The organism is Streptomyces pratensis (assembly GCF_016804005.1).
GTDB lineage: Bacteria > Actinomycetota > Actinomycetes > Streptomycetales > Streptomycetaceae > Streptomyces > Streptomyces pratensis_A.
The window spans coordinates 5,065,791-5,084,693 of the sequence record NZ_CP051486.1 but is presented as its reverse complement, the minus strand read 5'-3'; the positions used below and the strand labels follow the sequence as shown (position 1 = coordinate 5,084,693).

At 71.7% G+C, this 18,903-nt stretch carries 13 protein-coding genes and 2 pseudogenes; 7 read left to right on the top strand and 8 right to left on the bottom strand.

Features of this window, described 5'->3' with window-relative positions:
• Positions 1-131: 131 nt before the first annotated feature.
• Complete coding sequence (locus tag HED23_RS20625) at positions 132-1,298, top strand: exonuclease SbcCD subunit D (RefSeq protein WP_203184876.1); 1,167 nt, start codon at positions 132-134, stop codon at positions 1,296-1,298.
• A complete protein-coding gene (locus HED23_RS20620) occupies positions 1,295-4,411 on the top strand; it encodes an AAA family ATPase (RefSeq protein WP_203184875.1) in 3,117 nt (1,038 codons plus the stop codon). The genes HED23_RS20625 and HED23_RS20620 overlap by 4 nt, the downstream gene beginning before the upstream one ends.
• On the opposite strand, the gene HED23_RS20615 is transcribed toward HED23_RS20620, so the two are convergent.
• On the bottom strand, positions 4,401-4,847 hold the full coding sequence (locus HED23_RS20615; protein ID WP_203184874.1) for an Lrp/AsnC family transcriptional regulator: 447 nt from the start codon (positions 4,845-4,847) through the stop codon (positions 4,401-4,403). The two genes, HED23_RS20620 and HED23_RS20615, sit on opposite strands and share 11 nt — an antisense overlap.
• Before the next feature lie 93 nt (positions 4,848-4,940).
• On the opposite strand from HED23_RS20615, the gene HED23_RS20610 reads away from it, so the two are divergent.
• The gene (locus tag HED23_RS20610; protein ID WP_203184873.1) at positions 4,941-5,426 is read left to right on the top strand and encodes a rhodanese-like domain-containing protein; all 486 of its coding nucleotides are present in this window, start codon (positions 4,941-4,943) and stop codon (positions 5,424-5,426) included.
• Positions 5,427-5,502: 76 nt separating this feature from the next.
• Here the strand turns inward: HED23_RS20610 and HED23_RS20605 are convergent, their stop codons facing one another.
• The 3 genes from HED23_RS20605 to HED23_RS20595 form a co-directional block, all read right to left on the bottom strand.
• Positions 5,503-6,372 carry an ATP-grasp domain-containing protein gene (locus HED23_RS20605; protein ID WP_203184872.1) on the bottom strand — a complete coding sequence of 290 codons (870 nt, stop codon included), beginning with the start codon at positions 6,370-6,372 and terminating at the stop codon, positions 5,503-5,505.
• An 81-nt stretch (positions 6,373-6,453) separates the two neighbouring features.
• A complete protein-coding gene (locus HED23_RS20600) occupies positions 6,454-8,139 on the bottom strand; it encodes a DUF885 domain-containing protein (protein WP_203184871.1) in 1,686 nt (561 codons plus the stop codon).
• Between the two features lie 69 nt (positions 8,140-8,208).
• Positions 8,209-8,736 carry an Lrp/AsnC family transcriptional regulator gene (locus HED23_RS20595; protein WP_203184870.1) on the bottom strand — a complete coding sequence of 176 codons (528 nt, stop codon included), beginning with the start codon at positions 8,734-8,736 and terminating at the stop codon, positions 8,209-8,211.
• A gap of 59 nt (positions 8,737-8,795) precedes the next feature.
• Between HED23_RS20595 and HED23_RS20590 the strand changes: the two genes are divergently transcribed.
• A complete protein-coding gene (locus HED23_RS20590; RefSeq protein ID WP_203184869.1) occupies positions 8,796-10,082 on the top strand; it encodes a PLP-dependent transferase in 1,287 nt (428 codons plus the stop codon).
• Here HED23_RS20590 and HED23_RS20585 read toward each other — a convergent pair.
• From HED23_RS20585 to HED23_RS20575, 3 genes and pseudogenes are all read right to left on the bottom strand, one after another.
• Positions 10,051-11,394, bottom strand: a pseudogene (locus HED23_RS20585) (GNAT family N-acetyltransferase); the annotation flags it as partial. The gene HED23_RS20590 and the pseudogene HED23_RS20585 sit on opposite strands and share 32 nt — an antisense overlap.
• Before the next feature lie 295 nt (positions 11,395-11,689).
• Positions 11,690-13,270, bottom strand: coding sequence for an alkaline phosphatase D family protein (locus HED23_RS20580; protein WP_203184868.1), 1,581 nt, complete (start codon positions 13,268-13,270; stop codon positions 11,690-11,692).
• Positions 13,271-13,430: 160 nt separating this feature from the next.
• The gene (locus HED23_RS20575; RefSeq protein WP_203184867.1) at positions 13,431-14,885 is read right to left on the bottom strand and encodes a PLP-dependent aminotransferase family protein; all 1,455 of its coding nucleotides are present in this window, start codon (positions 14,883-14,885) and stop codon (positions 13,431-13,433) included.
• Between the two features lie 47 nt (positions 14,886-14,932).
• On the opposite strand from HED23_RS20575, the pseudogene HED23_RS20570 reads away from it, so the two are divergent.
• Positions 14,933-15,778 (top strand): annotated as a pseudogene (locus HED23_RS20570) (DMT family transporter); the annotation flags it as partial.
• 48 nt (positions 15,779-15,826) lie between these two features.
• Here the strand turns inward: HED23_RS20570 and HED23_RS20565 are convergent.
• Positions 15,827-16,657, bottom strand: coding sequence for an alpha/beta fold hydrolase (locus HED23_RS20565; RefSeq protein ID WP_203184866.1), 831 nt, complete (start codon positions 16,655-16,657; stop codon positions 15,827-15,829).
• Positions 16,658-16,801: 144 nt separating this feature from the next.
• On the opposite strand from HED23_RS20565, the gene HED23_RS20560 reads away from it, so the two are divergent.
• The gene (locus tag HED23_RS20560) at positions 16,802-17,692 is read left to right on the top strand and encodes an RNA polymerase sigma-70 factor (protein ID WP_203184865.1); all 891 of its coding nucleotides are present in this window, start codon (positions 16,802-16,804) and stop codon (positions 17,690-17,692) included.
• A gap of 373 nt (positions 17,693-18,065) precedes the next feature.
• On the top strand, positions 18,066-18,833 hold the full coding sequence (locus tag HED23_RS20555; protein WP_203184864.1) for a GntR family transcriptional regulator: 768 nt from the start codon (positions 18,066-18,068) through the stop codon (positions 18,831-18,833).
• The last annotated feature ends 70 nt before the right edge of the window (positions 18,834-18,903 follow it).

Genomic DNA, 18,903 nt, shown 5'->3' with positions numbered 1-18,903 from the left:
GATCCGGAGCCGCGCGGCATCAGCGCGGCCGGGCCGGCCGCGGAGATCCCCGGCGGGCGGGGTACCGGACCGGTTTCGGTCCGGGGGGCGAGGAAGAGGAACATGCAGGCTGAAGCCGTCGGAGTGATGTCGTGAGGATCCTGCACACCTCGGACTGGCACCTGGGCCGGTCGTTCCACCGCGTTCCGATGCTCGACGCCCAGGCCGCCTACATCGATCACCTCGTCGAGACGGTGCGGGAACACTCGGTGGACGTGGTCGTCGTGGCCGGCGACGTCTACGACCGGGCCGTGCCCCCGCTGTCGGCGGTCCAGCTGTTCGACGACGCACTGCACCGGCTCGCCACCGACGGAGTACCGACCGTCATGATCTCCGGGAACCACGACTCCGCCCGCAGGCTCGGCGTCGGTGCCGGGCTCATCGCACGGGCCGGGATCCACCTGCGTACCGACCCCGGCGAGTGCTCCACTCCGGTCGTGCTGCGCGACCCACAGGGTGACGTCGCGTTCTACGGCCTGCCCTATTTGGAACCGGCCCTCGTCAAGGACGGCCTGGGTGCCTCGAAGGCGGGCCACGAAGCCGTCCTCACCGCGGCCATGGACCGGGTACGCGCCGATCTCGCCACCCGGCCGGACGGCACGCGGTCCGTCGTCCTCGCCCATGCGTTCGTGGCCGGCGGTGAACCCAGCGACAGCGAACGCGACATCACGGTCGGTGGTGTCGCGGCTGTTCCCGCCGGAGTCTTCGACGGTGTCGACTACGTCGCGCTCGGCCACCTGCACGGCTGCCAGACGGTCACGGAACGCGTGCGCTATTCGGGGTCGCCACTGGCCTACTCCTTCTCCGAGCACGCGCACCGCAAGACGATGTGGCTGATCGACCTCGGCGCCGGCGGAGATCTGGTCGCCGAGCGTATCGACTGCCCGGTACCGCGCCCGCTCGCACGGCTCCGCGGGTCCCTCGGCACGCTCCTCGTGGACCCGGCCCTCGAACGGCACCAGGAATCCTGGGTGGAAGCCACCCTCACCGACCCGGCGCGGCCGGACGAGCCCATGACCCGCCTCCTCGAGCGCTTTCCGCACGCCCTCAGCCTGGTCTTCGACCCTGAGCGCCGCCCTGAGGACCCCCTCGCGTCGTACGCCCAGCGGCTCGAGGGACGTGACGACCAGCAGGTGGCGGAGGATTTCGTGGCCCATGTACGCGGCGGAAGCGGCCCCACCGCGCAGGAGCGGGCGGTGCTGCGCGCCGCCTTCGACGACGTGCGGGTCGGCGACGGAGTCGACGAGGTGTCCCGTTGAGACTGCACAAGCTCACCCTGGCCGCGTTCGGACCCTTCGGCGCAACCCAGGAAGTCGACTTCGACGCGTTGTCGGCGGCCGGGATCTTCCTTCTGCACGGACCGACCGGCGCGGGCAAGACCTCCGTCCTCGACGCGGTCTGCTACGGCCTGTACGGGGCGGTGCCCGGCGCGCGGCAGAGTCCCGGCACCACACTGCGCAGTGATCACGCCCAGGTGGACCGGCCGACCGAAGTGTGTCTGGAGCTGACCGTCGGGGGGCGCCGGCTTGAAGTCACCAGGCGCCCCGCCCAGCCCCGTCCCAAGAAGAGGGGCGGCGGCTTCACGACGGAGAAGGCGCAGAGCCGGCTGCGTGAGTACGACCCCGAGCACGGCTGGAAGGCGCTCAGCCGCTCCCACCAGGAGATCGGTGAGGAGCTCGGCGGGCTCATCGGGATGAGCCGGGACCAGTTCTGCCAGGTGGTGCTGCTGCCGCAGGGGGACTTCGCACGGTTCCTGCGCTCCGACGCGGAGGCGCGCGGGAAGCTCCTCGGCCGGCTCTTCGACACCCGCCGTTTCGCGGCGGTCGAGGACCGCCTGGCCGAACTCCGCCGTGCGGCCGAAGCCCGGGTCAAGGCGGGCGACGAGCAGATCCTCGCCCTCGCCCAGCGCATCACGCAGGCGGCCGGGCCTGCGGCAGGGGAGACGGCACTGCCCGAGGAGCGGCCCGGCGAACCCGGTCTCGCCGAGGGGGTCCTGGAGTGGGCCGCCGTCGCACGCGGCGGAGCCCTGGAACGGCTCGACATCGCCCGGTGCGCCCTGGCCGCGGCCGAGGTCCGTAACGCCGCCGCGCGCCACGAACTCGACGCCGAGCGCGAACGTGCCCGGCTCCAGCAGCGGTACGAGGAGACCCGGCGCCGTGCCGCGGGGCTGGAGGACCGCCGCGCGGAACGCGACCGCTGCCACGAACAGCTGGCCCGCGCGCGCAAGGCGGACCTGGTCGCCCCGGCGCTCGATCTGCGCGACGAGGCCGACCGGGCCCACCGCACCGCTGTCGGAGCACGCGAGCGGTCCCGCGCCGGGCTGCCCCGCGAACTGGCCGAAGCCGGCCTCGAGCAGCTTGCCGCCAGGGAACGCGGACTCCGGGCGGAAGTGGGCGCACTCGACGCCGCGCGCCGGGCCGAGGGGCGCAGCCGCGAGATCGAGGTGGAACGGACGGGTCTCGAGAGGCAGTCCCGCTCCGACGACGAGCTGATCCAGGAGGCGGCGGAGTGGCTGGCCGGCTGGGACGCGACCCACCGGGAGCTCAGGGAACGCGTCGAGACGGCGCAGGACGCCGCGACCCTCGCGGAACAGCTGGCCGGCCGGCTCGACCCCGCGCGCACGAGACTGCGGGCCGCGCTCCGGCGTGACGCTCTCGGCGTACAGGAGGACAAGGCGGCGGTGGCTCTGACCGCTGCCCGTGAGCACGCGGTGGACGCGCACGAGAAGTGGCTGGCGCTGCGTGAGCAGAGGCTGCGCGGCATCGCGGCGGAACTGGCCGGTCAGCTCGTCGACGGCGAGGCCTGTACGGTGTGCGGCTCGGCCGAGCACCCGGAGCCGGCCCGTGAGGAGGCCGGCCATGTGGACCGGGCCACCGAGGAGGCGGCGCTCGCGGCCCACCAGCGTGCCGACCGGGCCCGGGCACAGGCGGAGAGCGAGCTGGAGGTGCTGCGGGAACGCCTCGAGGCGGCGCGGACGGAGGCGGCGGGCCCTGAGGCCGGAGCCCCCGGTCCGGTGCAACGGACGCCGTCTTCGGTTGCCGAACGGCAGGTGGAACGGATGCCGTTTTCCGTTGCGCAACGGCAGGTGGAACGGGCGGCGTCTTCCGTGGCCGAACTGCAGGCGGTCGTCGACCGCCTGACCCGGGAGCACGCGGACGCGCACCGTCTGGCCGCAGGAGCGCACGCGGCCAGGGAAACCCTCGCAGCCGCCGAGCGTGAGCACCTCGGCCGGCTCGACGACCGGCAGCAGGCGGAGCGGCGCGCGGCTGCCCGTACCTCGCAGAGGGAAGCCCTCGACCGTGAGCAGGCGGCGCTGGAGTCCGAATTGGTGAAGGCCCGGGGGACCTGCGCCTCCGTCGCCGAGCACGCCGGGCTGCTGGAGCGCCGCGCCGGGCTGCTGGCTGACGCCGCGGAGGCGCTCCGCGCCGAGCAGAGCGCCGCCGAGCGGCTCAAGGAGGCCGACGGCAGGCTTGCCGACGCCGCCTTCCGAGCCGGGTTCGCCACCCCCCAGGCGGCCGCCGCGAAGCTTCTCGGCGACACCGCGCAGCGCGAGCTCCAGCACCGGATCGACGCCTGGCAGACGGAGGCCGCCACTGTCGCCGAGCGGCTCGCCGAGGAGGATGCCCGGGCGGCCGCCGGCCACCCGCCCGCGACGCCCGACGCGGCGCAGGCGGCGTACGACCTGTCCGCGAAGCTTTTGCGCGAGGGTGCCTCCGCGCACGCCGCCGCGCAGGAGCGCAGTGCGGAGCTCGGCCGTCTCTCCAGCCTGGCCGAGGAGGAGGTGCGCGCCCTGGGGCCGCTGCGCCAGGAGTACGAGAGAGTGGCCCGTCTCGCCGGCCTGGCCGCCGGCACGTCCGCGGACAACGAGCGCAAGATGCGGCTGGAATCCTACGTACTGGCAGCCCGCCTCGAACAGGTGGCCGCCGCTGCGACGGCACGCCTCCGGCGCATGTCGTCGGGCCGCTACACGCTGGTCCACTCCGACGAACGCAGCGGGGGCCGGAGGGCCGGTCTCGGGCTGCACGTCGTCGACTCCTGGACGGGCCGGGAGCGCGACACGGCCACGCTGTCCGGGGGAGAGACGTTCTTCGCCTCGCTCGCCCTGGCTCTCGGCCTCGCCGACGTGGTGACGGACGAGGCGGGCGGTGTACGTCTGGACACGCTCTTCATCGACGAGGGCTTCGGCAGCCTGGACGACCAGACGCTGGACGAAGTGCTGGACGTCCTGGACTCGCTGCGCGAACGTGATCGCAGTGTCGGCATCGTCAGCCACGTGGCCGACCTGCGCCGCCGCATCCCCGCCCAGCTCGAGGTGGTGAAGGAACGGCACGGGTCGGCGGTGGTCCACCGGGCCGGCACCCTCAGCGGCTGATCGCCCGGCTGGGGAGGGGCGAGGAGTACACGACGCTGGTGGTCACGGAGCCGAGGGTGCCGATCCTCCCCGTGACCTCTTCCAGATGACGCATCGACCTGGCGGTCACCTTCAGTACGAAGCAGTCGTCCCCGGTCACATGGTGGGCCTCCACGATCTCGGGCGTGGTGTCCGTCAGGTCGTGGAACGGCTTGTAGTTGCCGTTCGGATAGCGCAGGCGTACGAGGGCGAGGATCGGGAGACCGAGCCGTTCCGGGTCGACGACCGCGGCGTATCCGCTGATCACGCCCATCTCCTCGAGACGGCGTACCCGCTCCGTGACGGCGCTCGGGGACATCGCCACGGCGCGGGCCAGCTCTGCGAACGTCGCGCGTCCGTCGCGCTGGAGGACATCGAGGATGCGCCAGTCCGTGGCGTCCGGGGAATACTCGGTCATGGGCCCAGGCAACAGGGGAATCCCTGGCGGATCAAGTGATGTGCCACGGATCACCGCTTCCGGCGGCGGCTGACCGTTCGTAGATTCTTGGCCATGACCTCACAGACGATCAGCACCGGCAGTTCCGTCCTCCGCGTACCGCCCGCCTCCCCGGCGGCAGCCGCCGCGTACTTCGGCGCCTCGCTCGCCTTCCACGCCGACGTCTCCGATGTGGCCCACGCCCTGGCGGCGGGCGGCGACCCCGGATTCGTCGTACTGGATTCCAGGTCCACCGAGTCCTGGGACCAGGGGCACGTGCCCGGCGCGGTGCACCTGCCGACCGCCCTCGTCGCGGAACAGGCCGCCGGACTCCTCGACCCCGCCGTTCCCGTGGTCACGTACTGCTGGGGGCCGGGCTGCAACGGCGCCACCAGGGCCGCTCTGGCGCTCGCCGAACTCGGATACCAGGTGAAGGAGATGCTCGGCGGATTCGAGTACTGGGTGCGAGAGGGATTCGCGTTCGAGACCTGGGAGGGGCCGGAGCGGCGCACCGCCGACCCGCTCACCGCACCCGCGGACGCCGACGACTGCGGCTGCTGAACCGCACACGTCCTGCGGGCCTGCCCGGGCCGGGTCGCGTCGGGCCGTGCCGGCCACCGGTGTCCGGGCAGGACGATCAGGACCGCAGGAGCGCGCTGAACAGGCTCCCGCCGTCTTCACCGGCGGGCAGGCCGCTGACCTGCCCGTCCCCGACCTCCACGACTCGCCACGCCCCGTCCTCCCGCAGCGCCATGTCGGTGGTCACCCACCGGCAGCCGAGAGCGCGAACGGCCTCGCCGACGGCGTCGAGGCCGGGAGCGGGCAGCCGGCCGGGTGTGTCGGGATGAGCGGTCACCCGCACGGCTTCGCCGTCCACCCACCACACCCGTGCCTCACCGCTCGGCACGAACGGCTCGTAGGCGCGCAGCACCACTCCACCGGCCAGGAAGTCCCCCTGCAGTTCGAGGAACCGGCCGACGACGGCTCCGAGCCGGTCCGCGTCCCCCAGCTCCGGCACGAAGCACGCCTCATGCCATTCGTGCTTGCGGGACTTCACGAAGTCCTTGACGATGCCGGGGCCGGAGCCGAGAGTCCCGGCCAGGAGCGGCCAGACGGAGGGGTCCGGCGGGGCCGCCCCCGCCGGCAGGGCACGCCAGACACTGCGTGGGGTGAGCCCGGCGAACGTCTCGTACCATCCGGGGAGTTCATGGGCGGTGCGGTACGCCGGCGCTTCGGTGAGCAGCGAGCAGCCACGGGCGACGAGGGCGGCTTCCAGTTCGGCGTAGCGGGCGGGCGGCAGCATCCAGCCGCGGTACCAGTACGGCCCCGAGTCCCGCCCTACCCCGCCGACGGCACTCGCCGCATCCCCGGCGAGCAGCGCGTCATGATCGACAAGGGCGGCCCGTGCCCCGGCATGCCGGGCCGCGGCCGTCTCCCGGGCGAACTGGGGATCGGGGTGCCGCGGACGCAGCGGGTCTCGGCAGAACAGGAAACCGGGCGTGGTCATGCGGAGATCAGCCCTCCGGGCCGTCGGGGTGGAGCGGGCCGGGAGCCGGTGACCGCGCACCGGCTCCCGGCGCCGCGGGGATCAGAGCCTGGACAACTCGTCCACCAGGTCGTCGAGGCCGAGCGACCCCTGCGAAAGGGCCGCCATGTGCCAGGCCTTGAGGTCGAACGCCTCGCCGTGTGCCTTCCGGGCGTTCTCCCGGCCCAGCAGCCAGGCCCGCTCGCCCAGCTTGTAGCCGATGGCCTGCCCCGGCATCGACAGGTAGCGGGTCAGCTCGCTCTCCACGAAGTCGGCGGGCCGGCCGCTGTGGCTGCCGAAGAACTCCTCTGCCAGAGCCGGCGTCCACCGCTCACCCGGATGGAAGGGCGAGTCCGCGGGGATCTCCAGTTCCAGATGCATGCCGATGTCGACGATCACCCGGCAGGCGCGCATCATCTGCGCGTCCAGATATCCGAGGCGGCGCTCCGCGTCGGGCAGGAACCCCAGCTCGTCCATGAGCCGCTCGGCGTACAGCGCCCAGCCCTCGGCGTTGGCGCTGACCTGGCCGACAGACGCCTGGTAACGCGAGAGGCTCTCGGCGACGTGCGTCCACTGCGCGATCTGCAGGTGGTGGCCGGGCACGCCCTCGTGGTACCAGGTGGACACCAGGTCGTAGACGGGGAAGCGGGTCTCGCCCATGGTGGGGAGCCAGGTGCGGCCGGGCCGCGAGAAGTCCTCCGAAGGGCCGGTGTAGTACGGAGCGGCCGCGCCCCCCGCGGGAGCGATCCGCGACTCCACCTTCCGGACCCGCTCGGCGAGTTCGAAGTGTGTGCCGTCGAGCGCCTCGATGGCCTCGTCCATCAGGCTCTGCAGCCAGACGCGGACCTCGTCCACGCCCTCGATGTGCTTGCCGTGCACGTCGAGATGGGCGAGTGCCTCCCAAGGGCCGGCGCCCGGGAGGATCTTGTCCGCCTCGGTCTTCATCTCGGCCAGCAGCCGGTGGTATTCGGACCAGCCGTACGCGTACGCCTCGTCGAGGTCCAGGTCCGTGCCGTTGAACTGGCGTGCCCAGCGGGCGTAGCGCTCCCGGCCGACGGTGTCCGGAGACCCCTCGATCGCGGGGGCGTACACATCCCTCATCCAGTCGCGCAGCGCGACCAGTGACCCGGCGGCCTGTCCCGCGGCGTCGTCCAGTTCCGTGCGCAGCGACGCGGGCCCCTCGGCCACGAACTCCTGGAAGAATCCCGGGCCGTCCTCACCCGCCCAGGTGCCCAGCTGACCGATGAACGTCGCGGTCGGCCGAGGCCCGCCGGGGAGCTTGCGCTCCAGACCGAGCGCGAGCGAGGCGCGATACCCCTCCAGAGCGGCAGGTACGGCCCGCAGGCGGTCCACGACCGCGGCCCAGTCCTCGTCCGTCGCCGTCGGTGTCGCCGAGAACACATCACGGAGACTGTGCGCCGGCGAGTGGATGTTGGAGACGGCCCGCAGGCCCTCCTCGGCCTCGTGGACGGAGAGCTCGGCCGTCAGTCGTTCCCGCAGCAGTCGTGCGCAACGCCTCTCCTCGTCGGTGTCCGCGCCCGGCACCCGCTCCGACGCGTCGAGTTCCACGAGGGTGCTGCGGATGAGGCGGGCCATGGCCTCCTGACCCGCGGGCGAGAAATCGGGCAGCCGGCGGGAGCTTTCCGCGACACCGAGATAGGTACCGGTGATCGGGTCGAGTTCGATGTACGCGTCGACGTAGGCGTCGGCGACCTGGCGCGGCAGTGCGCTGCTCGAAGTGTCTGACATGTGGACATCCTCGTACGCCGAAGGCCTTCGCGTCACGTGGGGGCAGGAGTTCGGCCACGTGCCGATCCGTCACGCGGTGGAGGAGCCGGGACGCGTCTCGGGGGCTGCCGGATTCCGGACGGCCGCCGTGGGCGGCATCAGGGGGCCGCATTCCCACTGCTGGAAGATCAGCCGGGTCTCCACCCGTGCCACCTCACGGCGTGAGGTGAATTCGTCCAGTACCAGGCGCTGGAGGTCCGTCGGGTCGGCGACGGCGACGTGCACGAGGTAGTCGTCGGGACCGGTGAGGTGGAAGAACGCCCGGGACTCCGGCAGCGCCCTGATGCGTTCGACGAAGGGTCCGATGAGCTCCCTGCGATGTGGCCGGACCTGGACCAGCAGCAGCGCTTCCAGGCCACGGCCGAGCCGCGCCGGATCCAGCCGCAACCGGTGCCCGAGGATCACACCGGACCGGCGCAACCGTGCCACGCGGTCCAGACATGTGGACGGGGCCACTCCGACCTCGGCGGCCAGCTCGCGGTAGGTCGTCCGTGCATCGTTCTGCAGGAGGCGCAGAATGTGCAGATCGACCGGATCCAGAGCGACGGATTCAGACATCGGGCGAACGTAGCACGGCATTCCGACACCCTTTGCCGGTTGCTGTTCAGTCTGGTGACATGGACACCGAAGCCACCTCGCTGACATCCCAGCCCTCCTTCCGGTCCAGGGCGCTCGCCACCGAAGCCGTGCACGCCGGACGCGACGATCTCGCCTCTCTCGGTCTGCACGCCGCGCCGATCGATCTGTCCACCACCTATCCCTCGTACGACTCCCGTGGCGAGGCTGCGCGCATCGACGCCTTCGCCGCCACAGGAGCCAGGCCCGACGGGCCGCCCGTGTACGCACGGCTGGACAACCCCACGACAGCCCGCTTCGAGACGGCACTGGCCCGGCTCGAAGGCGCCGCGAGCGCGGTCGCCTTCGCCAGCGGGATGGCGGCGCTCACCGCCGTCCTGCTGGCCCGCGCAAGCCTGGGGCTGCGGCACGTGGTCGCGGTGCGACCGCTCTACGGCTGTAGCGACCACCTTCTGGGCGAGGGGCTGCTGGGCACTGAGGTGACCTGGACGGATCCGGCCGGCATCGCCGAAGCTATCCGTCCGGACACCGGGCTCGTGATGGTCGAGACGCCGGCCAACCCGACGCTGGCCGAGATCGACATCCAGGCCGTGGCGCACTCCTGCGGCTCCGTGCCGCTCCTCGTCGACAACACCTTCGCCACGCCCGTGCTGCAGCGGCCCATCGAACTCGGGGCCCGGATCGTGTTGCACAGCGCCACCAAATACCTGGGTGGTCACGGCGATGTGATGGGCGGGGTCGTCGCCTGCGACGAGGAGTTCGCCGCGGTCCTGCGGAAGGTGCGGTTCGCCACCGGGGGCGTGCTGCATCCGATGGCCGGCTATCTGCTGCTGCGCGGGCTGTCCACGCTGCCGGTGCGGATCCGGGCCGCTTCGGCATCGGCGGCGGAACTGGCCCGGAGGCTCGCGGCCGACCCGCGCGTCGCGCGGGTGCACTACCCGGAGGTGGGTGGCGCGATGGTGTCCTTCGAGGTGTTCGGGGACCCCCACGGGATCATCGCGGGAGTCCGGCTGATCACTCCCGCCGTGAGCCTCGGCAGCGTGGACACTCTCATCCAGCATCCGGCCTCCATCAGCCACCGCATCGTGGGTGAGGGAGACCGGAGGGCCGCGGGTGTCGGGGACCGGCTGCTGCGCATGTCGGTCGGACTCGAGGACGTCGAGGACCTCTGGGCTGATCTGTGTCAGGCGCTCAGCGCCGCGAGCGCTGCTCCGTCTGCTCGCTCCGGGGGAGCGGCCGGGACGCAGACGGAGCCCCCGAGCGGGTCACCGGTTCCGTCGTCGGCCGGTCGGACTGCTGGGCAGGAACCGCGGACAGCCGGGCGGTGATGACCAGGGTGCCCTCCTCGATCTGGTAGTCGAGCGGCAGCGAGAGCGCACGCATCGCGGCCACCATCCCCGTGTTGTGGGCCTGCGTTACCGCGTACACGCTCTCGCAGCCCGCCTCGGCCGCCAGGGCCACCAGCCGGCCGAGGAGCTCGGAACCGATGCCGCGGCGCTGCCAGTCGTCCTCGACGAGGAGAGCGACCTCGGTCTCGTCCCCGTCCCAGAGCAGATGGCCGAGAGCCACCAGCCGGCTGGATGCCGTCTGCACGGCGAGGGTGCGGCCGAAGCGCGGACTCAGCAGGTGGTCCAGATACCGGTCGGCGTCACGGACCGGGCCGTGGTAGCGCAGGCCGAGCGTGTCCTCGGAGCAGCGGTCGTGCATGGCGAGGGCCGCGTCGAGGTCGTTGCGGTCCGCGCGGCGCACGGTGATCTCGTTGCCCTCGGGCAGGGTGAGGACGTCCTCGCTGCGCGGCACGCGCGGGCCGAGCCGTGCGTCGAGCTCGACCAGGGCCCGGGCACGGGCGAACTCGGTCGGAGTGAACGGGAGATAGGGGCGCTCGACGGTGATGACACCGCCCGAGGGGTCGCGCAGCCGCATCACGGTGTCCTCCAGGACGCCTTCCACCGGTGCGCTCTCGCCGGTGGGGCGGCCGTTGACCGACAGTGCGGGCAGCGAGTGGATGGTGCACCGGCCCAGGAGCTGGCGCAGGGCCAGCGGAAGCTCGGCAGCGTCCAGCGCGGTGCGGGTGGCGAGGCCGAGGACCCGGGTGGGCGTGTCCACGAGGTCGTGGGCGTCCGCGCGCTCGATCCAGGTGGAGGACCCGCCGGCGGCGGAGATCTCCCGGGTGAGCTGCTGGGCCGGCAGCGACGCGGGCGCACGCAGCAGGAACTCGTCGACGGTGCCCTCGGCCAGCGGGTGGGTCTGGAGGGTGAGGATGTCGATGCGGTGACGGGCCAGGGCGGTGCACAGGGCGGCCAGGGTGCCGGGAGCGTCCCGCACGGTCGTCCGCATCCGCCACAGCACCGTTTCGTCGGCCCCGTCGCCGCCGGCGGAGGGGAGCTCCGGGCCGACGCCACTGCCGGTATCGGTGTCCGGAGGCGGTGCGTGGCTGTGCCGCCTGGCCCACCATGTGTGGAACGCGGCCGTGGCGACCAGGGCCACCGCCGAGGCGATGAGCAGGTAGGGCCCGTCGGGCTGGTGCCCGATCAGATTGGCGATCGCGTCGGCCACGGCGACCGCCGTGAACAGCGCGGCCAGTTCGATCAGGTCCCGCCGCCAGTGGTGGGGGCGGCGGGCGCTCTTCGCGGATGTCACATCAGTCATGCCTTCACTGTGACCGAACGGTGTTGCCTGATCGCGAACGCATTGTGACTGATGGGTTACGTGTGGATCTGGTCGTCTTCAGCACCTTTTTCGCGCCCTCGTCGTGGCTGCTCTCGGTTCGGCTTCCGGCTGCTCTGCGGGGCTTCGTCGAGACGGGTTCCGGTCCGGTTCCGCTTGCTCTGCGGGGCTTCGTCGAGACGGGCTCCGGACCGCTTCCGGTTGCTCTGTGGGGCTTCGCCGAGATCGCCTCCGGTCCGGTTCACGGCCGAAGCCGGTTCCGCCCAGGTCACTGGCCGGTGCGCCCCGGCTGCAGGACCTTGCTGAACAGGACACCGCCGCCCTGCGCACGAAGCCGTACGGTCAGTTCCCCGCTCCCGCCCTCGATGTCGACCTCGCCGAAGAACTGCGGTGACTCCATCGGGGAGACGTTCGCCCGGTCCGGTGCCCGGACGAAGACCCGCTCAGGGCCGAACGTCCCGTCCAGCGCGTTGGCGGGGAAGCCGCCCGCGGCCAGCGGGCCGGAGACGAACTCCCAGAACGGCGCGAAGTCCTTGAAGGCCGCGCGCTCGGGAGCGTAGTGCTGAGCCGAGGTGTAGTGCACATCGGCGGTCAGCCAGACGGTCCCGGTGATACGACGGTGCTTGATGTGGCGCAGCAACTCGGCGATCTGCAGCTCCCGCCCCAGCGGCGCGCCGGGGTCGCCCTGTGCGATCGCCTCGAAGTCAGTGGCACCGTCCGGGACCACCAGCCCCAGAGGCATGTCTGCGGCGATCACCTTCCACACCGCCCGGGACTGCGACAACTCGCGCTTCAGCCAGCGCAGCTGCTCGGCGCCCAGGATGCCCGTGGTGTCGTCGGGCTGCCGTCCGGGGGAATTGGCGTTGCGGAAGGACCTCATGTCCAGCACGAACACGTCGAGCAGCGGTCCGTGCCGCACGACGCGGTGCATGCGCCGCTCGTTCCGCGTTCCCCGCGGCGTGGGTGCCGGGAAGTACTCGCGGAACGCCCGCATCGAACGCGCCGCCAGCAGATCCACGTTCTTCTCGGTGTAGCGGACGTCGTCGAGGATCTGTCCCGGGTACCAGTTGTTGCGGACCTCGTGGTCGTCCCACTGGATGACAGAGGGGACCTGCGCGTTGAACGCCCGAAGGTTGTCGTCGAGCAGGTTGTACCGGAAGTTTCCGCGGTACTCGTCCAGGGTCTCGGCGACCTTCGACTTCTCCGGGGTCGTGATGTTGCGCCAGGTCCGCCCGTCGGGCAGTGTCACGCTCGGTTCGAGCACCCCGTCCGCGTAGATGTTGTCCCCGCTGCACAGGAAGAAGTCCGGGTCCAGGCGGCGCATCTCGTCATACACCCGGTAGCCGCCGATGTCGGGGTTGATGCCCCAGCCCTGTCCCGCGATGTCGCCGGACCAGAGGAACCGCACCCCGTCACGACGGCGGGCCGGAGCCGTGCGGAAGGTTCCGTACACCGGCTTGCCGGTGCGGCGGGGGTCGTGCGGGTCCTCGAGAGTGACGCGGTAGTGCACCTGCTCGCCGGCCGGCAGCCCGTGGAGCGGAGTGGTCCCGGTGAAGTCCGTACGGGCGCCGATCAGCGGACCGTGCCACGTGCGGGCGCGGCGGAAGGACTCGGTGGCGGATGTCTCCACCACCATCCGGGCGGGGCGGTCCGAACGTACCCAGACAACGGCGGACGACGAGGTGACATCACCGACCTGTACGCCCCACGAGGCGCTGGGCCTGCCAGACAGCGCGAACGCGGGCGCGGCGCTGACGGCTGCGGGCACAGCAACCGCAGCCGAGGCCATGAGCGAGCCGCGCAGCACGGTGCGGCGGCCCGTGACCGGGACGAAGGGACGGTTCGACATCGATGCGCCTCCATGGGCGAGAGGGGCTGCCGGAACAGCGCGGTCGTACAAGCTGATTGCAGACCCATGCCTAGTCCCTGGCAGAGGCGGGCACGCCAACCGCAGATGAACAACCGGTCGGTCCGTCCCTACTCCTCGACCTTCATGCGCCCGACCGAGGTCACCTTCGGGTCGCCTGGGCCAGAAGCCGGACACCGTCCTCGACGGCGGCCGGTGTCAGATGCGCGTAACCGAGAACGAGGCGGACCGTGCCGTCCTCCGCGCCGTCCGCCGTGCAGTGGCTCAGCGGACGCAGCGCGACACCTGCGGCGGCCGCCCGCCGCAGGAACTCGTCCTGCGGTCCGGCCTGTTCGGGCAGCCCGGCGATGATGTGCAGGCCCGCGGCGATCCCGCTGACCTCCGTCCCGGGAAAGTGCTCGGCCAGCGCTCCCGTGAGGGCGTCCCGGCGTTCACGGTACGCGCGCTGACAGCGGCGCAGCTGCCGGTCGTAGCCGCCTCCCGTGATGAACTCCGCCAGCACCGCCTGGTCCACCGACGGGTTACCGAGGTCCATGGTGCGTTTACGGGCGACCACCTCGGCGGTCATCGACGCCGGGGCGATCAGCCAGCCCAGCCGCAGTCCGGGGGCCAGGGACTTGCTGACCGACCCGGTGTAGACGACGTGTTCCGGATCCAGTCCCTGCAAGGCGCCGACCGGGGCCCGGTCGTAGCGGAAGTCACCGTCGTAGTCGTCCTCCATGATCAGCCCCGAGGTGGCCCGCGCCCAGTCGAGGAGCGCACCGCGCCGGGCGGCGGAGTACGCGATGCCGGTGGGGAACTGATGAGCCGGGGTCGTGACCACCGCGCGCACCCCGGAGCGCAGCAGCGGGCCCACGGCAAGGCCTCCGTCGTCGAGCGGCAGGGGAATCGTCGTCAAGCCGGTCGAGGCGAACAGCGAGGCGTGCTCGGGGCTTCCGGGGTCCTCGACTCCGACCGCTGCCGCACCACGCTCACGCAGGACGAAGCCGAGCAGAGTCGTCGCCTGCGCCACCCCCGAACACACGACCACCCGCTCCGGGTCGGCCACCACACCTCGGCGTCTCGTGAGCAGCGACGCCAGTGCCACGCGCAGCTCCGGAAGACCGCGTGGATCCGGATAGCCCAGAGAGCTGTGCGGCAGCCGGTCCAGGACCGACCGGTGAGCTGCCGACCAGGCGCTCCGCGGGAACAGCGCGAGGTCAGGGGTGCCCGGACGGAAGTCCACCTGTACGCCCGGCGCGCGGGGCGACATGTCCCGCGCCACCATGGCGGCGGGCCGGACCGCGCCGCTGACCCACGTACCCGCACCCCGGCCGGACCGGAGGTAGCTCTCCGCCGTCAGCTGTTCGTACGCCTCGGTCACCAAGCCGCGCGACACCCCGAGGTCGGCGGCTAGTTCACGGCTTGCCGGAAGACGGGTCCCTGCCGGCAGACGGCCCGAACGCACCGCGTCGCGAAGAGCCGACTGCAGCGCGCGTCCTCGTCGGCGCGCCGGGGCGGAAACGGCGGGGAGCAGCAGTTCCCAGGCCGCGGAGGCACTCGACCCGCCGTCCGCCGAGGCCGGGCCGGGCGGTGGATTGGTCCCCGAAGAGGTCATGGAAGTGGACCTTAAACTGGACCGCGGCAAAATCTAGCGTCACCCCCATGAACGCAACCCCCCTGCGCGGAGCGCTCCTCGCGGCCTTCGCCTGCACCCTCGTCGGCGCTTCCTTCACGGCGAACAGTGTCCTCGGCGACTACCCGTACGCAGGCGGCCAGGCACTGCGGTACGGTCTCGCCGCCCTTCTGCTCCTGCCCCTTCTGCGCTCCGGCGGCCCCGGGCCCGCTGTCGCTCTGAGGGCGCTCACCCCACGTCAGTGGGCCCGCCTCGGAGCTCTTGCCGCCATCGGAATGGTCGGCTTCAACCTGGCCGTCCTGGCCGCGGAACGTACGGCGGAACCGGCGGTACCGGGAGTGCTCGTAGGCTGTGCACCCATCGTCGTCGGCGTCGTCGTACCCGCGCTGGAAGGGCGCCGCCCCACCCGGGCCGTACTGTGCGCGGCGGGCCTGGTGGCCCTCGGTGCCTTCACCGTCCAGGGCTGGGGCCGGACCGACCTGCCGGGCGTCCTCTATTCGGTGGGCGCGCTCTGCGGAGAGGTCGGCTTCGCGGTCCTGGCAGTGCCGGTGCTGCGCCCCCTCGGACCGAAACTGCTGTCGGCGACCGTGTGCGCCGTCGCGGCAGTGGAATCGGCGCTTCTCGGCCTCCTGCTCGACGGGGGAGGCTTTCTCCGGGTCCCGACCCAGGTGGAGTCACTCGCGTTGATCTGGCAGGCGGGCGTGGTCACCGTCATCGGCTTCATCTGCTGGTACAGCGGTATGCGCCGCATCGGTGCCGAACGTGCCACTCTCTTCTCCGGGCTGATCCCCGTGTCGGCTGCGCTGACCGCGCCGCTGGTCGGTACGGGGACGTACGGCGCAGGTCAGGGCGTAGGGAGCCTTCTGGTGGGTATGGGCGTCGTGCTGGGCTCGGGTGTTCTGCGGCGGGGCGTCAGCGGGGCGTCAGCGACTCGTGTCGAGGATGACTCGCGCCACGGCGGCGGGGTCGTCGTTCATCGGGACGTGCCCGCAACGCGGAAGGCGGACGAGACGCGCACCGGGGATCGCGTGCTTGGCCCTGACGCCCTGCCGGCGCAGAAGCAGACGGTCCTTGCTCCCCCAGGCGATGCTGACGGGGACGTCCGGCACGTCGTCGGTGAACGCGACGGACAGGCCGGCCTCCAGGGTCTGACGGAAGCCGGTGGCCTCGCGCAGGGCGACGGTCTCCGACACGACCGCAGCCGGTGAACGGCGACCGGGGCGTGCGTAGATGGTGCTGGTGAGCGCGGTGCGGCCGGGCGAGCTCCTCGAAAGCCGCTCGATCATCGGCATCGGCATGGAGAGGGCCGCTCCGCGCATCGCCCGCAGCACTCCGAAGGCGTAGCGGCGCTCACTCCGTGTCCAGAACCCGGCCGGGGACAGCGCCGTCACCGAGCGCACCATCTTCTCGCGGCCCAACTCCAGGGCCAGCAGACCCCCGAGAGAGTTCCCGGCGACATGCGGTCGCACCACGCCGAGAGCTTCGAAGAACGAGCCGAGCATCGGGACCATGGTCCGCAGATCGTAGGCGAGCCCGTCCGGCAGGGCCGGCGAGCCGCCGAACCCGGGCAGGTCGACGGCTATGACGTCGCGCTCGGCCGCCAGGATGCGCAGGACCGGGTCCCATGCCTGACGGTGATGGCCGATTCCGTGCAGCAGCACCAAAGGCTCGCCGGACCCCTTCCGCTCGTACGACACACTGACGACGCGGCGGCCGGCGGGGGAGCCGACTGCGAACGAGACCGTGGTGGCCATGCTGCTCCTCGGGATGAACCTGCCGGGCCGAACACGCACGAACGAGACCTTCCCTCGCAATAATTACCGTCCGGTAGCTTGTAGTTCAAGGGGTGCGTGCGATTCCAGCTGGACACCCTCCCGTGCGTCGGCTGGGATGGGAAAGTGACTGCCGACGCCGTGACCGATCCCTTCGAAGAACACCGTCCCTTCCTCACCGGGGTCGCCTACCGCATGCTCGGCCGTGTCGCCGACGCCGAGGACGTGGTGCAGGATGCGTGGCTGCGCTGGTCGTCGGCCGAGCGTGGTGACGTGAGAGAGCCGCGGGCCTTTCTCGTACGGGTCACCACACGCCTGGCCATCGACCGGCTGCGCCATCTGCGGTCCAGGCGCGAGGCGTACGTGGGGCCCTGGCTGCCCGAACCCGTGGTCACCGAATTCGGCCCGGCGGTCCCCGATTCCGCGGAGCGAGCGGTGCTCGCCGACTCCGTGTCCCTCGCGGTGCTGGTAGTCCTCGAGACCCTCTCCCCACTCGAGCGTGCGGTCTTCGTCCTTCGCGAGGCCTTCGGCTTCCCGTACGCCGAGATCGGCGCCACCCTCGACCGGTCCGAAGCAGCGGTGCGGCAGCTCGCCGGCCGCGCCAAACGGCACGTGGAGCAGCGCAAGCCGCGGTACGACGTGGATCCGGCCGTGCGGCGCGACCTCACGGAGAGATTCCTCGCCGCCGCTTCGGGCGGCGACCTGGAGCAGTTGCTCGCCCTGCTGGCTCCCGATGTGCGCCTGGTCACCGACAGCGGAGGCAAGGCGAAGGCGGCGCGGCGCATCATCGAGACCGCGGACAAGGTCGGCCGCTTCCTCTTCGCCGTCGGGAACGAGCTGCCTTCCGGTACCGAGGTGAGGACCGTGGAGCTCAACGGCGGCCCTGCTCTGGTGTACAGCTTGGACGGGGTGGTGGACACGGCTCTCCAGGCGGAGGTCAGGGGCGGGGTCATCCGATGCATCTACGTCATCCGCAACCCGGACAAGCTCGCCGGGGTGTCCATGGGCCAGGGCTGAGCAACGCCCCGTGCGCGGCGCTTCTCGCGCCGCCCGTACGGATACGCGGAAACCTTCCGCCCCGGCGCCCCGCGGGCGCTCAAGCTTCGCGATCAGGGCGAGCCCTGAGGCGGCCCCCGAATCCTGTGCCCCCGTAGCGCTGTAGCAGAGGCCCCACGGAAGGTGTCCGCCGTGGGGCCTCTTGTTGCCTGCGCACACAGTCGCGCGAACGTCCCGTGAACGCTCTGCGGCAGTGCGCCGTTTCGCTGCGTCACGGGGCGAGGATTGGTCTTGACCAAGGTGGTTCGCCGTCCTAAGGTCTGAACGATAAGGCAGGAACCTTTAATAAAGAACGTCGCGGAATACATGCCACCGGGCGGATGCGGAGGACAGGGTGGGGACCACGCAGCTGGAAGCGGTGCAGGAGCCGAAGTACTGGCACCTCAAGACCGTGCTCAGTGAGGCACTCGACTCGGACTTCGCGGTTGGCGAGGTGCTGCCCAACGAGCGTGACCTCGCGGCCCGCTTCGGTGTCGCCCGGGCGACACTCCGTCAGGCGCTGGAGCAGCTCGAACTCGAAGGAAGGCTGCAGCGGCGCCGCGGTGTGGGCACGACCGTCGCCCCGCCCAGGGTCGGAGTAGCCGTCGCCACCGCACAGCACGACTGGGCGGGGGATGACACGGACGGGGCGTGGCAGCCCATCGAGTGCACCACCTGCACCGCTCCCGCCGCAGTCGCCGCCATGCTCGACGCGGAGGCCGGAGAGCCGGTGCACGTCGTGCGCCGTACCCGTGTCGCCCACGGGCAGGCCGTGGCCGCGGAACTCCTCTACGTCCCGGCGTCGTCCGTGCCCGCCCTGTCAGCCATCGAAGCGCCGTCGGGGCCCGCCCGGGCCCGAAGCGTGCTGAGGGAGCTGCACCGCCTCGGCCTCGACGGCCAGGACCGCTCGGTCGAGCTCGGGTCGGCCCGCGCGGACGATGCGAAGGAGCTGGACCGGCTCCCGGGCGCTCCGGTCCTGGTGGTCACCACTCGATATCTCGCCGCCGTCAGCACTGCGGCTGTCTCCGTCGCCACATACCGGGCTGACACCTGCCGGCTCACCTTCGGGGACTCCGGGGCGCTGGAGATCCGCCACGACGAGCAGGAGCGCAAGGCCTCCTGACTCAGGCCCCTCGTCCTGCTGCCGGCCTGCTGTCGGCGTACTGACCGAGTCCCGCCCGGAGGTTCCCGCC